This is a genomic window from Pseudomonas sp. LARHCG127 (assembly GCF_052871455.1).
The window spans coordinates 80,842-96,540 of the sequence record NZ_JBIXJT010000007.1 but is presented as its reverse complement, the minus strand read 5'-3'; the positions used below and the strand labels follow the sequence as shown (position 1 = coordinate 96,540).

Here is a 15,699-nt window from a genome sequence, read left to right as displayed (position 1 = left end):
CATGGGCTTTCGCCTGTCGAAGATTTACACCCGCACCGGCGACAAGGGTGAAACCGGGTTGGGCGATGGCCGCCGCGTGGCAAAGGACCATCCACGGGTCGAGGCCATCGGCGAAGTGGACACATTGAACAGCCAGTTGGGCTTGTTGCTGGCCGGGCTGGCCGAAGAGTCCGTCCGGCATCCGGCGCTGGAGGAGGTCATCGCAGTGTTGGCGCCGTGTCAGCACCGGTTGTTCGACCTGGGTGGTGAGCTCGCGATGCCGGCGTACCAAGCCTTGAACGTGGCGGAAATCGAGCGGCTGGAAGCGGCGATTGACCTGTGGAATGAAGAATTGGGGCCGCTGGAAAACTTCATCCTGCCCGGCGGCTCTTCCTTGATCGCGCAAGCTCACGTCTGCCGAGCCCTGGCCCGCAGCGCCGAACGTCGTTGTCAGCAACTGAACGCGGTGGAGCCGTTGGCCGGGCCGGGGCTGGCCTATATCAATCGGTTGTCGGATCTGCTGTTCGTGACCGCGCGGGTCATTGCCCGGCGGCAAGGGGTGGCGGAGGTGCTTTGGGTGGCGGCGGCCAAGCCTGAGGGCTGAATCGTTCTTGAGGCCGCCATCGCGAGCAAGCTCGCTCCCACAGGGGTTCTGTGAAGGCCGAAGATCCCGTGTGGGAGCGAGCCTGCTCGCGATGGCGTCAGCGGTTACACCACAAAATCAAGCCTCAGGCCAAAACGCCCGAATCCCCGCCACACCCTGCGCCCCGGCCTCCCAGGCTTTTTGCTGCTCGCCAAGCCCCACCCCGCCCAACAGATAGACCGGCCGGTTGAAGCCCTCGATCAACCGCGCCGCCTCTGCCCAGCCCAACGGCTGCGCATCGGGATGGGTCTGGGTCGGCTGCACCGGCGAAAGGGTGACGAAGTCCACATCCATCTGCTGCGCCAGGGACAGTTCCTCGGCGTTATGGCAAGAAGCCGCCAGCCAACGGTCCTTGCCGAATGGTCGACCGGCCGAGGCATGCTTGCGCAGTTGCGCAGCGGTAATGTGCCAGCCAGCGGAAGGAAAATCCCCCAGCCACTCGAACGGTCCCTTGAGCATCAGTTGGGCCTTGCCGGCACACAACCCCACCGCATCCACCGCCAGATCGCGGTATTGCGGGTCGTAGCCGTTGGGCGCACGCAACTGGACCAACTTGATCCCGCCGGCAATCGCCTTCTGCAGGCCGCGCAGCAAGGCTGGCGTCTCAAGGCCTTCCGGGGTGATCAGGTATTCACCCGGCAAACGGGCCGCCGCGACGATCGGCTGGTTGGCCGCCGGAAACTCATGATTCGTCAGGTCGCGGGCCGTCACCCAGGCCAACGGTTGACCTTCGGCGCCATGGGGTTCGCCACTGAACGCCGAAACCTCCCAGACGTCCAGCAACACCTGTTTGTCCGGGTAATCGTGACGCACCTTGATCAACGGCCGGGCAGCGTCGACGACAATGCCCAGTTCCTCATGAAGCTCGCGGGCCAGGGCCGTCTCGACGGACTCATCGGCCTCGACCTTGCCGCCAGGAAATTCCCACAGGCCACCCTGGTGTTGGGTGTCGGCCCGTCGGGCAATGAGGATTTTGCCGGCAGCGTCGCGGATCACCGCCGCCGCCACATGGACTCGTTTCACCGCGTAGTTTCCTCCTGGCCAGCTTGTTGCCACGCCTTGAACGCCGGCCATTGATATAGGGTTTGGACGTAGGCCTCATCGACCTCCGGCAGTGCCACTTGATAAGTGCGCAAGCGTACGGCAACCGGGGCAAAAAATGCATCGGCCAGGCTTACGCGGCCAAACAGGTAAGGACCGTTTTCGGTCGCCGCCGCACGGCATTCGGCCCACAACGCCAGCATCCGCTGGATGTCCGCCTGCACGTCGGATGGCATCGGTGACAGCGGCGCATCTTGCAGCAGATCCATGGGCATATGGTTGCGCAGGGCGAAAAAGCCGCTGTGCATCTGCGCACAGGCCGAGCGCGCCTGGGCCCGGGCAGCCACGTCCTTGGGCCAGAGATTGGCCTCGGGAAATTGTTCGGCCAGGTATTCGGCAATCGCCAGGGAATCGGAGATCACGCCGAATTCGGTCTTGAGCAACGGGACCTTGGCCGTGGCTGAATATTTGAGCAGCTTTTCACGGGTATCCGGCTGGCCGAGCCTGACCAATTCTTCGGTGTACTTCGCGCCGGTCAGCGCCATGGCGAGCGCGCCGCGCATGGACCAGGAGGAGAGATCTTTGTCGCCGATGATCAGGTGCAGGCTCATGTGGATTCCTTTCTTGTGGTTCTGAGGTGTCTGTTCTGTTGCCATCGCGAGCAAGCTCGCTCCCACAGGGGGCTTGTAGTGTGAACACTATCGATATCACCCAACAGATCCACTGTGGGAGCGAGCTTGCTCGCGATTGGAGCAGCTCGGTCCCGAGCGTATTAAGTCCGGTACTCAGCGTTGATCTTGACGTACTCGTGGGACAGGTCAGTCGTCCAGATCGTTTCGCTGCAATCACCCCGTCCCAACTCGATACGGATGGTGATTTCTTCCTGCTGCATCACCGCCGCGCCCTGGGCTTCGGTGTAGGTGGCAGCGCGCGCACCTTGGCTGGCGATGCAGACCTCACCGAGGAACACGTCGATCTTGCTCACGTCCAGCTCAGGCACGCCGGCCCGGCCGACGGCGGCAAGGATCCGGCCCCAGTTCGGGTCGGAGGCGAACAGCGCGGTCTTGATCAGCGGCGAGTGCGCCACGGTGTAGCCGACATCCAGGCATTCCTGGTGGTTGCCACCGCCGTTGACCTGCACGGTCACGAACTTGGTCGCGCCTTCGCCGTCACGGACGATGGCCTGGGCCACTTCCATGCACACTTCGAACACTGCCTGCTTCAGGGCAGCGAACAACGAACCGCTGGCCTCGGTGATTTCCGGCAGGTTGGCCTGGCCGGTGGCGATCAGCATGCAGCAGTCATTCGTGGACGTGTCGCCGTCGATGGTGATGCGGTTGAACGACTTGTTGGCGCCGTCGAGCATCAGGTCTTGCAGCACTTGTCGCGAGACCTTGGCGTCAGTGGCGATGTAGCCGAGCATGGTCGCCATGTTCGGGCGGATCATGCCGGCGCCCTTGCTGATGCCGGTGACGGTGATGGTCACGCCGTCATGCTGGAACTGGCGACTCGCGCCCTTGGGCAGCGTGTCGGTGGTCATGATGCCGGTGGCGGCCGCGGCCCAGTTGTTTTCCGACAGGTCATCGAGGGCGGCTTGCAGCGCGCCTTCGATCTTCTCCACCGGCAGCGGCTCGCCGATCACACCGGTGGAATACGGCAGCACCTGGCTGGCGTCGACGCCGGTCAGCTCAGCCAGCTTGGCGCAGGTACGCTCGGCGGCGGCCAGGCCTGGCGCGCCGGTGCCGGCGTTGGCGTTGCCGGTGTTGGTCAGCAGGTAACGCACCGGCCCTTGCACGCGTTGCTTGGCCAGGATCACCGGCGCGGCACAGAAGGCGTTGAGGGTGAACACGCCCGCTACGGTCGAGCCTTCGGCGCAACGCATGACCACGACATCCTTGCGCCCGGGGCGCTTGATGCCGGCCGAGGCAATACCGAGTTCAAAACCGGCAACCGGGTGCAACGTGGGCAACGGACCAAGACCAACAGCCATGAATGCGCTCCTTAATAAAATGTATTCAGCATCGTCCTTATCAAGACGATTGATCAAATGGCAAAACGCCGCGACAAGAGACTCTTGTCGCGGCGCGGGTCGTTCAGCGTTGAAACGGGATTATTGGATCTGCCCGTGGCAATGCTTGTATTTCTTGCCCGAACCGCAGTAGCACAGTTCGTTACGGCCCAGCTTCTGCTCGTTGCGCACCGGTGCGGTCGCCAGGGCGACATCCACATCGACGCCCTCTTCGGCGACCACTTCCAGGCCAGGGGCTTCGGCGTGTTCGAACTGCATGCGCGCGGCCAGGGCTTCGGCTTCCTGGCGCAGGCGAGCTTCTTCTTCGGCCGGATCTTCGCGGCGAACCTGAACGTGGGACAACACACGGATCGAGTCGCGCTTGATCGAATCGAGCAACTCGGAGAACAGCGTGTAGGACTCGCGCTTGTACTCCTGCTTCGGGTTCTTCTGGGCGTAACCACGCAAATGGATACCGTGGCGCAGATGGTCCATGGTCGACAGGTGATCTTTCCACAAGTCGTCCAGCACCCGCAGCACGATCTGCTTCTCGAAGGAACGCAGGGCCTCGGCGCCCGCCTGGTCTTCCTTCTCGTTATAGGCGGCGATCAGTTCGGCCAGCAGTTTTTCACGCAGGGTTTCTTCGTACAGGTGATCGTCTTCGTCGAGCCATTGCTGGATCGGCAATGCCACGCCGAAGTCGCTCTGCAAGGCGGCTTCCAGGCCGGCGACGTCCCACTGTTCCGGCAGCGATTGCGGCGGGATGTGGGCGCTGACAGTGGCGTTGAGCACGTCCTGGCGGAAATCGGCGATGGTTTCGCCAATGTTGTCGGCGGCCAACAAACTGTTACGCATGTGATAGATCACTTTACGCTGTTCGTTGTTGACGTCGTCGAACTCGAGCAATTGCTTGCGGATATCGAAGTTGCGGCCTTCGACCTTGCGCTGGGCCTTTTCGATGGCGTTGGTCACCATGCGGTGCTCGATCGCCTCGCCTGGCTGCATGCCCAGGGCCTTCATGAAGTTCTTCACCCGGTCAGAGGCGAAGATGCGCATCAGGCTGTCTTCCAGGGACAGGTAGAAACGGCTGGAACCGGCGTCGCCCTGGCGACCGGCACGGCCACGCAGTTGGTTGTCGATACGACGGGATTCGTGACGCTCGGACGCGATCACCTGCAAACCGCCGGACTCGAGCACCTGCTGGTGACGCTTCTGCCAGTCGGCCTTGATCTGCGCGATCTGCTCAGGCGTCGGGTTTTCCAGGCTGGCGACTTCCACTTCCCAGTTGCCGCCCAGCAGGATGTCGGTACCACGACCGGCCATGTTGGTGGCGATGGTCAGCGCACCCGGGCGACCGGCCTGGGCGATGATCTCGGCTTCCTTCTCGTGGAACTTGGCGTTGAGGACCTTGTGCTCGATGCCTTCCTTGTCGAGCAAGGCGGACATGTGCTCGGAGGTCTCGATGGTGGCGGTACCCACCAGGATCGGACGGCCCTGGGCCATGCCTTCCTTGATGTCGTTGATGATCGCCGCGTACTTCTCTTCGGCGGTCAGGAACACCAGGTCGTTGTAGTCTTTACGAGCCAGCGGCTTGTTCGGCGGAATCACCACCACTTGCAGACCATAGATCTGGTGGAATTCGAACGCTTCGGTGTCCGCGGTACCGGTCATGCCGGACAGCTTGTTGTACAGGCGGAAGTAGTTCTGGAAGGTGGTCGAGGCCAGGGTCTGGCTCTCGGCCTGGATGTTCAGGCCTTCCTTGGCTTCGATGGCCTGGTGCAGGCCTTCGGACAGGCGACGGCCCGGCATGGTACGGCCGGTGTGCTCGTCCACCAGCACGACCTGGCCGTCCTGCACGATGTATTCGACGTTGCGATGGAACAGCTTGTGGGCACGCAGGCCGGCATAGACGTGGGTCAGCAGGCCCAGGTTATGGGCCGAGTACAAGCTCTCGCCTTCAGCCAGCAAGCCGACGCGGGTGAGCATTTCCTCGATGAACTGGTGACCGGCCTCGTTGAGTTCGACCTGGCGGGTCTTCTCGTCAACGGTGTAGTGCCCGGCCTGGGTCACTTCGCCTTCGACTTCCTCGACGTGCAGCTTGAGCTGCGGGATCAGTTTGTTGATCTCGATGTACAGCTTGGAGCTGTCCTCCGCCTGACCGGAAATGATCAGTGGGGTACGGGCTTCGTCGATGAGGATGGAGTCGACTTCGTCGATCACGGCAAAGTTGAGTTCACGCTGGAATTTCTCTTCCATGCTGAACGCCATGTTGTCGCGCAGGTAGTCGAACCCGAATTCGTTGTTGGTGCCGTAGGTGATGTCGGCGGCATAGGCGGCGCGCTTCTCTTCCGGCGGCTGGAACGGCGTGACGACGCCGACGGTCAGGCCGAGGAACTCGTAGAGCGGGCGCATCCAGTTGGCGTCGCGGCGGGCCAGGTAGTCGTTGACCGTCACCACGTGCACGCCCTTGCCGGACAATGCATTGAGGTACACGCCCAGGGTCGCCACGAGGGTCTTGCCCTCACCGGTACGCATTTCAGCGATCTTGCCTTCGTGCAAGGTCATGCCGCCGATCAACTGAACGTCGAAGTGGCGCATGCCCATGACCCGTTTGCCGGCTTCACGGGCGACCGCAAAGGCTTCGGGCAGGAGCTGGTCAAGGGTTTCCCCTTTGGCGATGCGGTCCTTGAATTCGGCAGTCTTGGCGCGTAACTGATCGTCCGAAAGGGCCACCATTTGCTCTTCGAAGGCATTGACAGTCTGTACCGTCTTGAGCATGCGCTTGACTTCACGCTCGTTCTTGCTTCCAAAAAGTTTCTTTAACAAAGGCGCAAACATATCGGCAGGATCTTCCACACTAAAGGGATGGAGGGCGGCCCCATGAGTCGCCCGTGCAGCCCTCATGGCCGCATGCGAACGAGCATTCTACCCGGAAACGATGGAGAGGAAAGTGGCGTTATTCCACGATGCTGGCACAGCGCTGTGACGGGGCCACACTAAAATAAGGGCTTTTGCGCGAACTTCAACCCGCAAGTGCAGAAGTTACTCATTGATTGTGCAGCTGAAAGCCGCTGGGCGAGAGGGTCGAGGCGCATCCGGCGCTTTCTGCTACCATGGCGCCTCTGTCATTTGCGGTACTCATTCATGGCCTTTCGCCCTCTTCCAGCCAAGGCACCCGCCGTTCTGCTGCGCGAAGCCAAGCCGCTGAAAGCCATCTTCGGCCACGCCCGGCGCCTGGGCCACCTGCAGCGCCTGCTGGACAGCCAGTTGCAACCGGCCGCGCGCGAACATTGCCACGTAGCGTCGTGGCGCGAAGGCAGCTTGTTGCTGATCGTCACGGACGGCCACTGGGCCACGCGCCTGCGCTACCAGCAAAAACGCTTGCTGCGCCAACTCCAGGCGTTCGAAGAATTCGCCAACCTGACGCGGATCCTGTTCAAGGTCCAACCGCCCACTGTCCAGGTCGGCGCCAAGGGGCATACGCTGGATTTGTCCACCGACGCCGCGGCCACCATCCAGGCCACCGCCGATGGCATCAGCGATCCCAACCTGCGGGCGGCGCTGGAGCGGTTGGCGGCCCATGCCAGGCCCAAGGATTGAGATTTTCGGCGGTGGTCAGATAGCTATCGCGAGCAGGCTCGCTCCCACAGGGATCCTCAGCGGACGCACATTTTTCGTACGACATCGCTCCAATGTGGGAGCGAGCTTGCTCGCGAAGGGCGGCGACTCGGTCCCAACTACCGGCGGCGCTTGCTGCCCCCCAGCAACGACCCCATCAACCCACGCACCAACTGCCGGCCCAATTGATTGGCTGCCTGGCGCATCGCCGATTTAAGTGCCTGGCCAGCCGCCGTGCCGAGGAACTCGCCGGCTTGTTCGGTGAAGCTGGGCGCTTCAGCCGCCGGCTTGCTCGGTACCGCTTCGGCCTGGGGCTCCAGCCCCTTGCGCCCCATCAGCACCTCATAGGCCGACTCGCGATCAATCGGCTTGTCGTAGCGCCCTTGCAACGCTGAACTGGCGATCAGCCCGGCGCGCTCGGCCTCGCTCAATGGCCCGATCCGCGATTGCGGCGGCGCCACCAGCACGCGCTGGACCATTTCCGGCGTGCCTTTTTCCTGCAAGGTGCCCACCAGGGCTTCGCCGATGCCCAGTTCAGTCAACACCGCCAGGGCATCGAACTGCGGGTTGGGCCGGAAACCATCGGCCACCGCCCGCAGGGATTTCTGTTCCTTGGCCGTGAAGGCTCGCAACCCGTGCTGGATGCGCAAACCCAATTGCGCCAGCACGTCGTCCGGCAAGTCGCCGGGCGACTGGGTCACAAAATACACCCCCACGCCCTTGGAGCGGATCAGCCGCACCACTTGCTCCAGGCGTTCCTGCAACGCCTTGGGCGTACCGGCGAAAAGCAAGTGCGCCTCGTCGAAGAACAGCGCCAGCAGCGGCTTGTCCGCATCGCCGCGCTCGGGCAATTGCTCGAACAGCTCGGCCAGCAGCCACAGCAGGAACGTCGCGTAGACCTTCGGCGCTTCGTGGACCAGGCGGCTGGCGTCGAGCAAGTGGATGCGACCGCGGCCATCGCTGGCCGGTTGCAGGATGTCTTCAAGCTGCAAGGCCGGTTCGCCGAACAACGCGTCCGCGCCCTGCTGCTCCAAGGTGGACAAGCGCCGCAGCAGCGCCTGGCTGGAGCCGGTGGTCATCAGCGCCGCATCATCCCCCAGTAACTCGGGATTGTCCTTGAGGTGATTGAGCAGCGCCTTCAGGTCCTTGAGGTCCAGCAGCAACAGGCCTTCGCGGTCGGCCACCTTGAACGCGGCATAGAGCGCCGATTGCTGGCTGTCCGTCAGTTCCAACAGGCTGCCGATCAATAACGGGCCCATCTCGCTCAGGGTGGTGCGCAGCGGATGACCGGACTGGCCGTGGATATCCCACAAGGTCACCGGATAAGCCTGGGGTTTGTGATCGAGCCAGGGCATGCCCGCGATACGCTCGGCGATCTTGCCCTGAGGGTTGCCCGCCGCTCCGAGGCCGCACAGGTCGCCCTTGATGTCCGCCGCGAACACCGCCACGCCGGCATCGCTGAACATTTCCGCGAGGCGCTGCAAGGTGACGGTCTTGCCGGTACCGGTGGCGCCCGCCACCAGGCCATGGCGGTTCGCCAGGCGCATGGCCTGGCCGATGGGCTGGCCGCTGAGGTCGGCGCCGATAACGAGTTGCGATGAGTCAGGCATGTGGTCACCCGTGGTGTTTGCGATATGACGCCATTTTGCACGCTTATATAAAAGCATGCCTGGGGCATTAAGGCCTCGGCAGCAGGAATAATAGCTGGGAACCCGGGCTGGCCCTATCGCGAGCAAGCTCGCTCCCACAGGGGGTTGTGGTATGCACAGATCCCGTGTGGGAGCGAGCTTGCTCGCGATGAGGCCCTGTCAAACCCAGCAATACGCCACTGACACCCCGTCACCACAACCCCAACCGAACATCTATTCTTCATGAAGGTCAACACAGGAGAACACAGACCGGAGGGATGTTCATCGTGCATATCGCGGACATAACCATGTTCTACGCCCCTGCCAGCGGAGGCGTGCGCACTTACCTGGATGCCAAGCACCGGCGCCTGGGCGATCGGCCCGGTATTCGTCACAGCCTGTTGATTCCCGGCGCGCATTTGAGCGAGCACGACGGAATCTACAAGGTTCCGGCCCCTGCGCTGCCGTTCGGCAAGGGCTATCGTTTTCCCCTTCGCCTGGCGCCGTGGCGCAATGTCCTGCGCGATCTGCAGCCGGACCTGATCGAGGTCGGCGACCCGTACCTCACCGCCTGGGCCGCATTGGATGCCCGTCGTCAGCTCGATGTGCCCGTCATCGGCTTCTATCACTCCGACCTGCCATTGTTGGTGAGCAACCGCATGGGCAACTGGTTCACTCCCAACATCGAAGCCTACGTCAGCAAGTTATATGGCAATTTCGACCGGGTCCTGGCCCCAAGCCAGGTCATGGCCGACAAACTGACCGGGCTGGGGATCAAGAACGTCTTCGTGCAACCCTTGGGCGTCGACCTGCAAACCTTCACCCCCGCCGCCCGCGACCCGGAACTGCGGGCCGAGCTGGGCATTGCCGAAGACACGCGCCTGCTGATTTTCGCCGGTCGCGGCTCCAAGGAAAAAAACCTGCCGGTGCTGCTCAAGTGCATGAAACGCCTGGGCGAGCGCTATCACCTGTTGCTGGTGGGCTCGTCGATGCCCGCCGTGGTGCCGGACAACGTCACGGTGGTCGATGAGTTCTGCCCGGCGCCGCAAGTCGCCCGGCTCATGGCCAGCGCCGATGCCCTGTTGCACGCCGGTGACCAGGAAACTTTCGGCCTGGTGATCCTCGAAGCCATGGCCAGCGGCATTCCCGTGGTGGCGGTGGCGGCCGGGGCCTTCACCGAAATCGTCAATGAGGACTGTGGCCTGCTGTGCACGCCCAACAACCCGCAGGCCATGGCCAATGCCGTGCGGCAACTGTTTGCCGAAGGCTGCCAGCGCCGTGGTGCACTGGCGCGCCGGCATGTGGAACGGCATTACGCCTGGGATACCGTGGTCAACAGTTTGCTGGGGCATTACCACGCCGTGCTCGGCGAACAGCTGCCGCTGCTGGCCAATGGTTGAGGCGAGGTCCGTGTCGATGAGTTCCTCACCCAGCGTGCTTTTGGTGCTGCACGACGTGGCTCCGCAAACCTGGCCCGATTACCAGCCCTTCGTCGAGGCCGTCGATGCCCTCGGCCAGGTGCCGATGACCTGGCTGGTGGTGCCGGATTTTCATCGCAACAATGCCTTGGAGGCTCACCCCGGCTTTCGGCGCCTGCTCGACAGTCGGGTGGAGCGTGGCGATGAGCTGGTGTTGCATGGCTACTACCATTGCGACGACGGCCCTGTTGCCCGTCACCCCAAGGATTGGTTCATGCGCCGGGTCTATACCCACGAAGGGGAGTTCTACAACCTGTCCGAGCAAGCCGCCCTCGCCCGCCTGCGCGCCGGGATCGACACCTTTGAGCGTTACCACTGGCCGCTGGAAGGTTTCGTCGCCCCGGCCTGGCTGATGAGCGAAGGCACGCGTCGGGCGTTGCGCCAGTTGCCGCTGAGCTACACCAGCGATACCCAACACCTCTATCGCCTGCCCGACTTCACCGCCATCGACGCGCCGGGCCTGGTCTGGAGTGCCCGCAGCGCCTGGCGCCGTGGCCTGTCGAAAGTCATCAGCGACCAGCGTGAACAGCGCTGGCGCCAGGCCCCGGTGATTCGCCTTGGCTTGCACCCGGTGGACATGCGCCACGGATTTTCCCGCGACTATTGGCTGCGCACCCTCGAACGCCTGCTCAACGACGGTCGCGTGCCGATGACCAAGGTCGGCTGGCTGGCGACCCAGGGGTTGCTGGCCCGTAGCGCCGCATGAAACGGCTGATCTGGCTGGGCGCCGCGCTGCTCACGGCGCTATTGGTGCCGCTGCTGGTCGGCGGCGGGGAAATGTGGTCGCGGGTGCAGCGTTTTCCCTTGTCGCTGCTGCTGGCCATGCTCGGCATGATCGTGCTGTGCTGGGGCTTGAACGCCGTACGCTTGCGCCTGTTGCTGGGTGAATACCGTGGACGCATCGGCCGGTGGAAAAGCATGGGCGTGGTGATGTCCACCGAGTTCGCCATGTGCGCGACGCCCGGCGGCAGTGGCGGCCCGCTGACGCTGATGGCCCTGCTAGCGCGCAACGGCGTGCGCCCGGCCCATGGCAGCGCGGTGTTCGCCATGGATCAACTGAGCGACTTGCTGTTCTTCCTCTGTGCCTTGGGGGGCATTCTGTTCTACGCGCTGTTCCAGAACCTCAGCCAGCGCCTGGAATGGATGCTGGCGTTGAGCGCGATTTCATTGTTTGGCGGGCTGTTCGGCTGCGTCCTGGTGGCGCGTTATCATCGTCGATTGATCCTGCTGGGCGCTCGGGTGCTGCGGCACTTGCGGGTAAAGACCACCACCCGCCGACGCTGGGGCCGCAAGATCCTGAACTTCCTCGCGGCGTTCACCGACACCTTGAAATTGCCGCGACGGACCCTGTTCCAGGTCTTCGGCCTGACCTGCCTGCATTGGGCGCTGCGCTACAGCGTGTTGTACCTGGCCTTGAAGGGACTCGGGGCGGACTTGCAGTGGGCCTGGAGTTTCCTGATCCAGATGCTGTCCTTGAGCGCGGGACAGTTCAGCCTGCTGCCGGGTGGCGCCGGGGCGGCCGAACTGACCTCGGCGGCGCTGCTGGCGCCCATGGTGGGCAAGTCCACCGCGGCGGCGGCGATCCTGATCTGGCGGGCGGTGACCTATTACTTCTACCTGGTGGCCGGCGGGCCGGTGTTTTTCCTGATGGTCGGGCGGCCGTTGATCAAGAAGCTGATCAGGCTCAGGCAAGCCTGACCGGTCACGGCTTTTGTTCGGCCTCGTCCTGGGGATGCAGTTGCTCCCACAATTGCGCGGCGTCGGGAAACTCGGTGCCGTCCTCCGGGCTCAATGCGTCAGGGTCGTAGCGGCTGAGGCAGCCTTCGCCCAGGGTGGCTGGGGCCTTGGAGGTGGCTTTGTCCAATGGATCGGTCATGGCGCAGCGTTGCTCCTTGAGCGGTATGAATCACTGTGGCGAGGGAGCTTGCTCCCGCTCGGCTGCGCAGCAGTCGTAAAGCCTGCCTACTCTTTTCCCCGGTGCACGGTGTTGAATGGTTTTGGGTCTGCTTCGCAGCCCAGCGGGAGCAAGCTCCCTCGCCACGGGGCATCGTTGTTCTTTAGTCAATGAAAAGGCCTGGCGATCGCTCGTCCAGGCCCTTCGAAGTGTAGTCAGAAGACCACGGTCTTGTTGCCGTGCACCAGCACCCGGTCTTCCAGGTGATAACGCAGACCGCGGGCCAACACCATTTTCTCGACGTCACGGCCGAAACGCACCATGTCTTCGATGCTGTCGCTGTGGCTGACGCGCACCACGTCCTGCTCGATGATCGGGCCGGCATCCAGCTCTTCAGTCACGTAGTGACAGGTGGCGCCAATCAGCTTCACACCACGCATCGAGGCCTGGTGGTACGGCTTGGCCCCGACGAACGACGGCAGGAAACTGTGGTGGATGTTGATGACTTTATGGGCGTACTCGCGGCACAACGCCGGCGGCAGGATTTGCATGTAGCGGGCCAGCACCACCACTTCGGCGTCGTGCTGCTTGACCAGCCGCGAGACTTCGGCGAATGCCGGCTGCTTGTCTTGCGGGTTGACCGGCACATGGTAGTACGGGATGCCGTGCCATTCCACCATACTGCGCAAGTCATCATGGTTGGAGATCACACAGGCGATGTCGCAATCGAGCTCATCGCTGTGCCAGCGGTGCAACAGGTCAGCCAGGCAGTGAGACTCACGACTGGCCATCAGCACCACGCGTTTTTTCTGCGCGGTGTCGGTGATGCGCCAGTCCATCGAGAACTCTTGGGCAATGGGTGCGAACGCTTCACGGAAGGCTTCGATACCGAAGGGCAGCGAGTCGGCACGGATCTCGTGACGCATGAAAAACCAACCGCTTTGATTGTCCGAGTGATGGCTCGCTTCGGTGATCCAGCCGTTATGGGACGCCAGAAAGTTACTGACTTTAGCAACGATGCCGACGCGGTCCGGGCAAGCAATCACCAGACGAAAAGTGCGCATTAGGGAAACTCCAGAACTTCGCAAAGGCGGCCATTCTAGCCATTGCGCGGCAAAACTGCAGTATCGATGACACGCCGGAGCCTGGGCGACCGCCCCAGGCCATGGCCGGCGAGGCCTGGCAAGGCCGGCTATATGTGTGAATAGATGTGAAGACACTGTCACGGTATTTAACTGCAACAGGCTTTTTTGTGGTGCAGCACTAATTAATTAAATAAAACATCGGTTAAATGTTTACTTGATGAAACTGTCTGATTACTATTGCCGCACTGTCTCCTTGTCACCCGCGTCCTACATAAGGTAGTCCACATGTCCTTGATCAATGAATACCGCGCCACAGAAGAAGCCATCAAAGAACTGCAAGCTCGCCTGAAAAATCTGTCGCAAGACGACAAACTGCAAACCGAGCTGGAATTCGAAGGCAAACTGCGCACGCTGATGGGCGAATACTCCAAGTCGCTGCGTGACATCATTGCCCTGCTGGATCCAGAAGCCAAGTCGAGCAAAGCGCCACGTGGCGCCGTCAAAACTACTGGCACCAAGCGCGCTCGCAAAGTTAAGCAATACAAGAACCCGCACAACGGCGAAGTCATCGAAACCAAAGGTGGCAACCACAAGACGCTGAAAGAGTGGAAAGCCAAGTGGGGCGGTGACGTGGTAGAAGGCTGGGCAACCCTGCTGGGCTAAGCCTCGCCGCGTCGCATGCTTCTTTGCGAACAAAAAAACGCCAGCGATTGCTGGCGTTTTTTTATGCCTGTCATCTTTTCAATTCATAGCGACTCAAGGCTTAAACGTTTGCGCAATTGCTGGCTGTAGCCTTGCCATTGCATGAGTACTTCTCGCTGCATGGGTGTCGACAGGTCCAGCCACTCTCCCATCGCCTCGTCAAAACTTTGCAAGGTATTAGGTGCTCCCCATTCCGGGGCGGACAGACGTTGTTGACAGAAAAGTCTCCAACGCCCCTGCTCTTCGGGATCCAAGGTGTCTGGAAAGTTGCGTGCGCGATATCGGAACAATAGTTCCGGCAGACGCTCATCATCGAAAGGCCAGCGCTCTTGAGCCAATTGCGCCGGGTCCGCCATGCGCACTTGTTCACATAAACGCCGATCGCGGTCGCCCAAGAAGCCTGCGTATAACTGTTGCTCGGGATCCTCGCTGGCGGTGAAATCTTCGTGGCCATAAATAGCCTGAAGTTTATCTTGCCAAACTTTCTGTGCGTCAGTTAGCCGCAATGCCCGCTGTTGGTAACCCTCCATGTCCAGCGCCAGCCGCTGTTGGTCCTCGAGGCGCAGCACCGACAACGGCGCGACCACCGGGCATTTGTTGATATGGATAAGCTTGAGCGGCACTGGCAGCTCACCTTCGAGCAGTTCTTCACGGCGGGTATACAACCGTTGGCGCAGGCTGTCGGCGTCGTGGTCCAACAAGCCCTGGGGGTCCAGGTGCAGGTCGCAGACAATCAGGGCGTTGCGGTTTTTCGGATGCCAGGCCAGGGGCAGGACCACGCCGATGTAGTTGCGCGCCGCCGAGAAGCGACCGGAAATATGCACCATCGGCTGCAACAGGCGGATCTGGTCCATCACCTTCTGTTTGCTGCGCAACTGGAACAGCCAGTCGTAGAGCCGGGGCTGCTGCTGGCGGATCAGGCGAGCCAGGGCGATGGTCGCACGCACGTCCGACAACGCGTCGTGGGCCTGGCCATGGTCGATGCCGTTGGCGGCGGTCAGGCGTTCGAGCTTGAGACTGACGCGACCGTCTTCCTGCGGCCAGACAATGCCCTGTGGGCGCAGCGCATAGGCCGCGCGCACCAGGTCGATCAGATCCCAGCGACTGTTACCGCCCTGCCATTCCCGCGCGTACGGGTCGAAGAAGTTTCTATAGAGGCTGTAGCGGGTCATTTCATCGTCGAAGCGCAGGGTGTTGTAGCCGGCGCCACAGGTACCGGGCGCGGCCAGTTGGTCGTGGACACGGGTCATGAAATCGGCTTCGCTCAAGCCTTTTTCGGCCAGGCAGGTCGGGGTAATGCCGGTAATCGCACAGGCCGCCGGATGCGGCAGGATGTCATCGCTGGGCCGGCAATACAGGTTCACCGGTTCGTCGATTTCATTGAGCTCGAAATCGGTACGGATACCCGCCACCTGCAAGGGCCGGTCGCAACGCGGGTTGATGCCGGTGGTTTCGTAGTCGTACCAGAAGATGGAAGTCACGGGCTGTTCCTGAACTGAAGACTGGCGAAGTCTAGGCGCTCGAACCCGCCTGCGACCAGCAGTGCTGTAACTTTTGAATGCCAACACACGGGTCCACCCCATGCCCCATGTGGGAGCGGCTTGCTCGCGATGGCGGTGGGTC

At 62.1% G+C, this 15,699-nt stretch carries 14 protein-coding genes; 6 read left to right on the top strand and 8 right to left on the bottom strand.

Annotation, left to right across the window (positions count from 1 at the left end; translation table 11 throughout):
* Position 1 precedes the first annotated feature (1 nt).
* Complete coding sequence (locus tag ACIPQ1_RS13780) at positions 2 to 583, top strand: cob(I)yrinic acid a,c-diamide adenosyltransferase (RefSeq protein ID WP_446534310.1); 582 nt, start codon at positions 2 to 4, stop codon at positions 581 to 583.
* 117 nt (positions 584 to 700) lie between these two features.
* Here the strand turns inward: ACIPQ1_RS13780 and ACIPQ1_RS13775 are convergent, their stop codons facing one another.
* From ACIPQ1_RS13775 to secA, 4 genes are all read right to left on the bottom strand, one after another.
* The gene (locus ACIPQ1_RS13775; RefSeq protein ID WP_411385483.1) at positions 701 to 1,645 is read right to left on the bottom strand and encodes a Nudix family hydrolase; all 945 of its coding nucleotides are present in this window, start codon (positions 1,643 to 1,645) and stop codon (positions 701 to 703) included.
* Positions 1,642 to 2,274 (bottom strand): glutathione S-transferase family protein, encoded by a 633-nt coding sequence (locus ACIPQ1_RS13770; RefSeq protein ID WP_446534309.1) that lies wholly within the window; start codon positions 2,272 to 2,274, stop codon positions 1,642 to 1,644. Before ACIPQ1_RS13770 ends, ACIPQ1_RS13775 begins: the two co-directional genes overlap by 4 nt.
* Positions 2,275 to 2,435: 161 nt before the next feature.
* Positions 2,436 to 3,653 (bottom strand): bifunctional glutamate N-acetyltransferase/amino-acid acetyltransferase ArgJ, encoded by a 1,218-nt coding sequence (gene argJ, locus ACIPQ1_RS13765; protein ID WP_250963403.1) that lies wholly within the window; start codon positions 3,651 to 3,653, stop codon positions 2,436 to 2,438.
* Positions 3,654 to 3,773: 120 nt separating this feature from the next.
* Positions 3,774 to 6,509, bottom strand: coding sequence for a preprotein translocase subunit SecA (gene secA / locus ACIPQ1_RS13760; protein ID WP_411385485.1), 2,736 nt, complete (start codon positions 6,507 to 6,509; stop codon positions 3,774 to 3,776).
* Between the two features lie 306 nt (positions 6,510 to 6,815).
* Here secA and ACIPQ1_RS13755 point away from each other — a divergent pair, with 306 nt between their 5' ends.
* Entirely contained in the window at positions 6,816 to 7,271 is a 456-nt protein-coding gene (locus tag ACIPQ1_RS13755) for a DUF721 domain-containing protein (RefSeq protein ID WP_053124648.1), read from the top strand.
* 137 nt (positions 7,272 to 7,408) lie between these two features.
* Here ACIPQ1_RS13755 and ACIPQ1_RS13750 read toward each other — a convergent pair whose 3' ends face one another.
* Entirely contained in the window at positions 7,409 to 8,899 is a 1,491-nt protein-coding gene (locus ACIPQ1_RS13750) for a helicase HerA-like domain-containing protein (protein ID WP_411385486.1), read from the bottom strand.
* Between the two features lie 296 nt (positions 8,900 to 9,195).
* Here ACIPQ1_RS13750 and ACIPQ1_RS13745 point away from each other — a divergent pair, with 296 nt between their 5' ends.
* From ACIPQ1_RS13745 to ACIPQ1_RS13735, 3 genes are read left to right on the top strand one after another with little or no spacing between them, the layout of a single operon-like run.
* Complete coding sequence (locus tag ACIPQ1_RS13745) at positions 9,196 to 10,317, top strand: glycosyltransferase family 4 protein (protein ID WP_446534308.1); 1,122 nt, start codon at positions 9,196 to 9,198, stop codon at positions 10,315 to 10,317.
* A 16-nt stretch (positions 10,318 to 10,333) separates the two neighbouring features.
* The gene (locus tag ACIPQ1_RS13740) at positions 10,334 to 11,101 is read left to right on the top strand and encodes a DUF2334 domain-containing protein (protein ID WP_446534307.1); all 768 of its coding nucleotides are present in this window, start codon (positions 10,334 to 10,336) and stop codon (positions 11,099 to 11,101) included.
* A complete protein-coding gene (locus ACIPQ1_RS13735) occupies positions 11,098 to 12,093 on the top strand; it encodes a lysylphosphatidylglycerol synthase transmembrane domain-containing protein (RefSeq protein WP_446534306.1) in 996 nt (331 codons plus the stop codon). Before ACIPQ1_RS13740 ends, ACIPQ1_RS13735 begins: the two co-directional genes overlap by 4 nt.
* 4 nt (positions 12,094 to 12,097) lie before the next feature.
* Here the strand turns inward: ACIPQ1_RS13735 and ACIPQ1_RS13730 are convergent, their stop codons facing one another.
* On the bottom strand, positions 12,098 to 12,271 hold the full coding sequence (locus ACIPQ1_RS13730; protein ID WP_446534305.1) for a hypothetical protein: 174 nt from the start codon (positions 12,269 to 12,271) through the stop codon (positions 12,098 to 12,100).
* A gap of 233 nt (positions 12,272 to 12,504) precedes the next feature.
* Positions 12,505 to 13,353: a formyltetrahydrofolate deformylase gene (purU, locus tag ACIPQ1_RS13725; RefSeq protein ID WP_446534304.1), complete on the bottom strand. Its 849-nt coding sequence runs from the start codon at positions 13,351 to 13,353 to the stop codon at positions 12,505 to 12,507.
* A 306-nt stretch (positions 13,354 to 13,659) separates the two neighbouring features.
* Here purU and mvaT point away from each other — a divergent pair, with 306 nt between their 5' ends.
* Positions 13,660 to 14,037 carry a histone-like nucleoid-structuring protein MvaT gene (mvaT, locus tag ACIPQ1_RS13720; RefSeq protein ID WP_003205091.1) on the top strand — a complete coding sequence of 126 codons (378 nt, stop codon included), beginning with the start codon at positions 13,660 to 13,662 and terminating at the stop codon, positions 14,035 to 14,037.
* An 83-nt stretch (positions 14,038 to 14,120) separates the two neighbouring features.
* Here the strand turns inward: mvaT and sbcB are convergent, their stop codons facing one another.
* Entirely contained in the window at positions 14,121 to 15,557 is a 1,437-nt protein-coding gene (gene sbcB / locus ACIPQ1_RS13715) for an exodeoxyribonuclease I (protein WP_411385489.1), read from the bottom strand.
* Positions 15,558 to 15,699 lie beyond the last annotated feature (142 nt).

Excerpts from the sequence above, each read along its gene's own strand:
- mvaT (WP_003205091.1), top strand. The coding sequence starts at position 13,660 with ATGTCCTTGATCAATGAATACCGCGCCACAGAAGAAGCCATCAAAGAA.
- ACIPQ1_RS13770 (WP_446534309.1), bottom strand. The coding sequence starts at position 2,274 with ATGAGCCTGCACCTGATCATCGGCGACAAAGATCTCTCCTCCTGGTCC.
- ACIPQ1_RS13730 (WP_446534305.1), bottom strand. The coding sequence starts at position 12,271 with ATGACCGATCCATTGGACAAAGCCACCTCCAAGGCCCCAGCCACCCTG.
- ACIPQ1_RS13750 (WP_411385486.1), bottom strand. The coding sequence starts at position 8,899 with ATGCCTGACTCATCGCAACTCGTTATCGGCGCCGACCTCAGCGGCCAG.
- argJ (WP_250963403.1), bottom strand. The coding sequence starts at position 3,653 with ATGGCTGTTGGTCTTGGTCCGTTGCCCACGTTGCACCCGGTTGCCGGT.
- ACIPQ1_RS13740 (WP_446534307.1), top strand. The coding sequence starts at position 10,334 with ATGAGTTCCTCACCCAGCGTGCTTTTGGTGCTGCACGACGTGGCTCCG.
- purU (WP_446534304.1), bottom strand. The coding sequence starts at position 13,353 with ATGCGCACTTTTCGTCTGGTGATTGCTTGCCCGGACCGCGTCGGCATC.
- ACIPQ1_RS13735 (WP_446534306.1), top strand. The coding sequence starts at position 11,098 with ATGAAACGGCTGATCTGGCTGGGCGCCGCGCTGCTCACGGCGCTATTG.
- ACIPQ1_RS13745 (WP_446534308.1), top strand. The coding sequence starts at position 9,196 with ATGTTCATCGTGCATATCGCGGACATAACCATGTTCTACGCCCCTGCC.
- secA (WP_411385485.1), bottom strand. The coding sequence starts at position 6,509 with ATGTTTGCGCCTTTGTTAAAGAAACTTTTTGGAAGCAAGAACGAGCGT.
- ACIPQ1_RS13780 (WP_446534310.1), top strand. The coding sequence starts at position 2 with ATGGGCTTTCGCCTGTCGAAGATTTACACCCGCACCGGCGACAAGGGT.
- ACIPQ1_RS13755 (WP_053124648.1), top strand. The coding sequence starts at position 6,816 with ATGGCCTTTCGCCCTCTTCCAGCCAAGGCACCCGCCGTTCTGCTGCGC.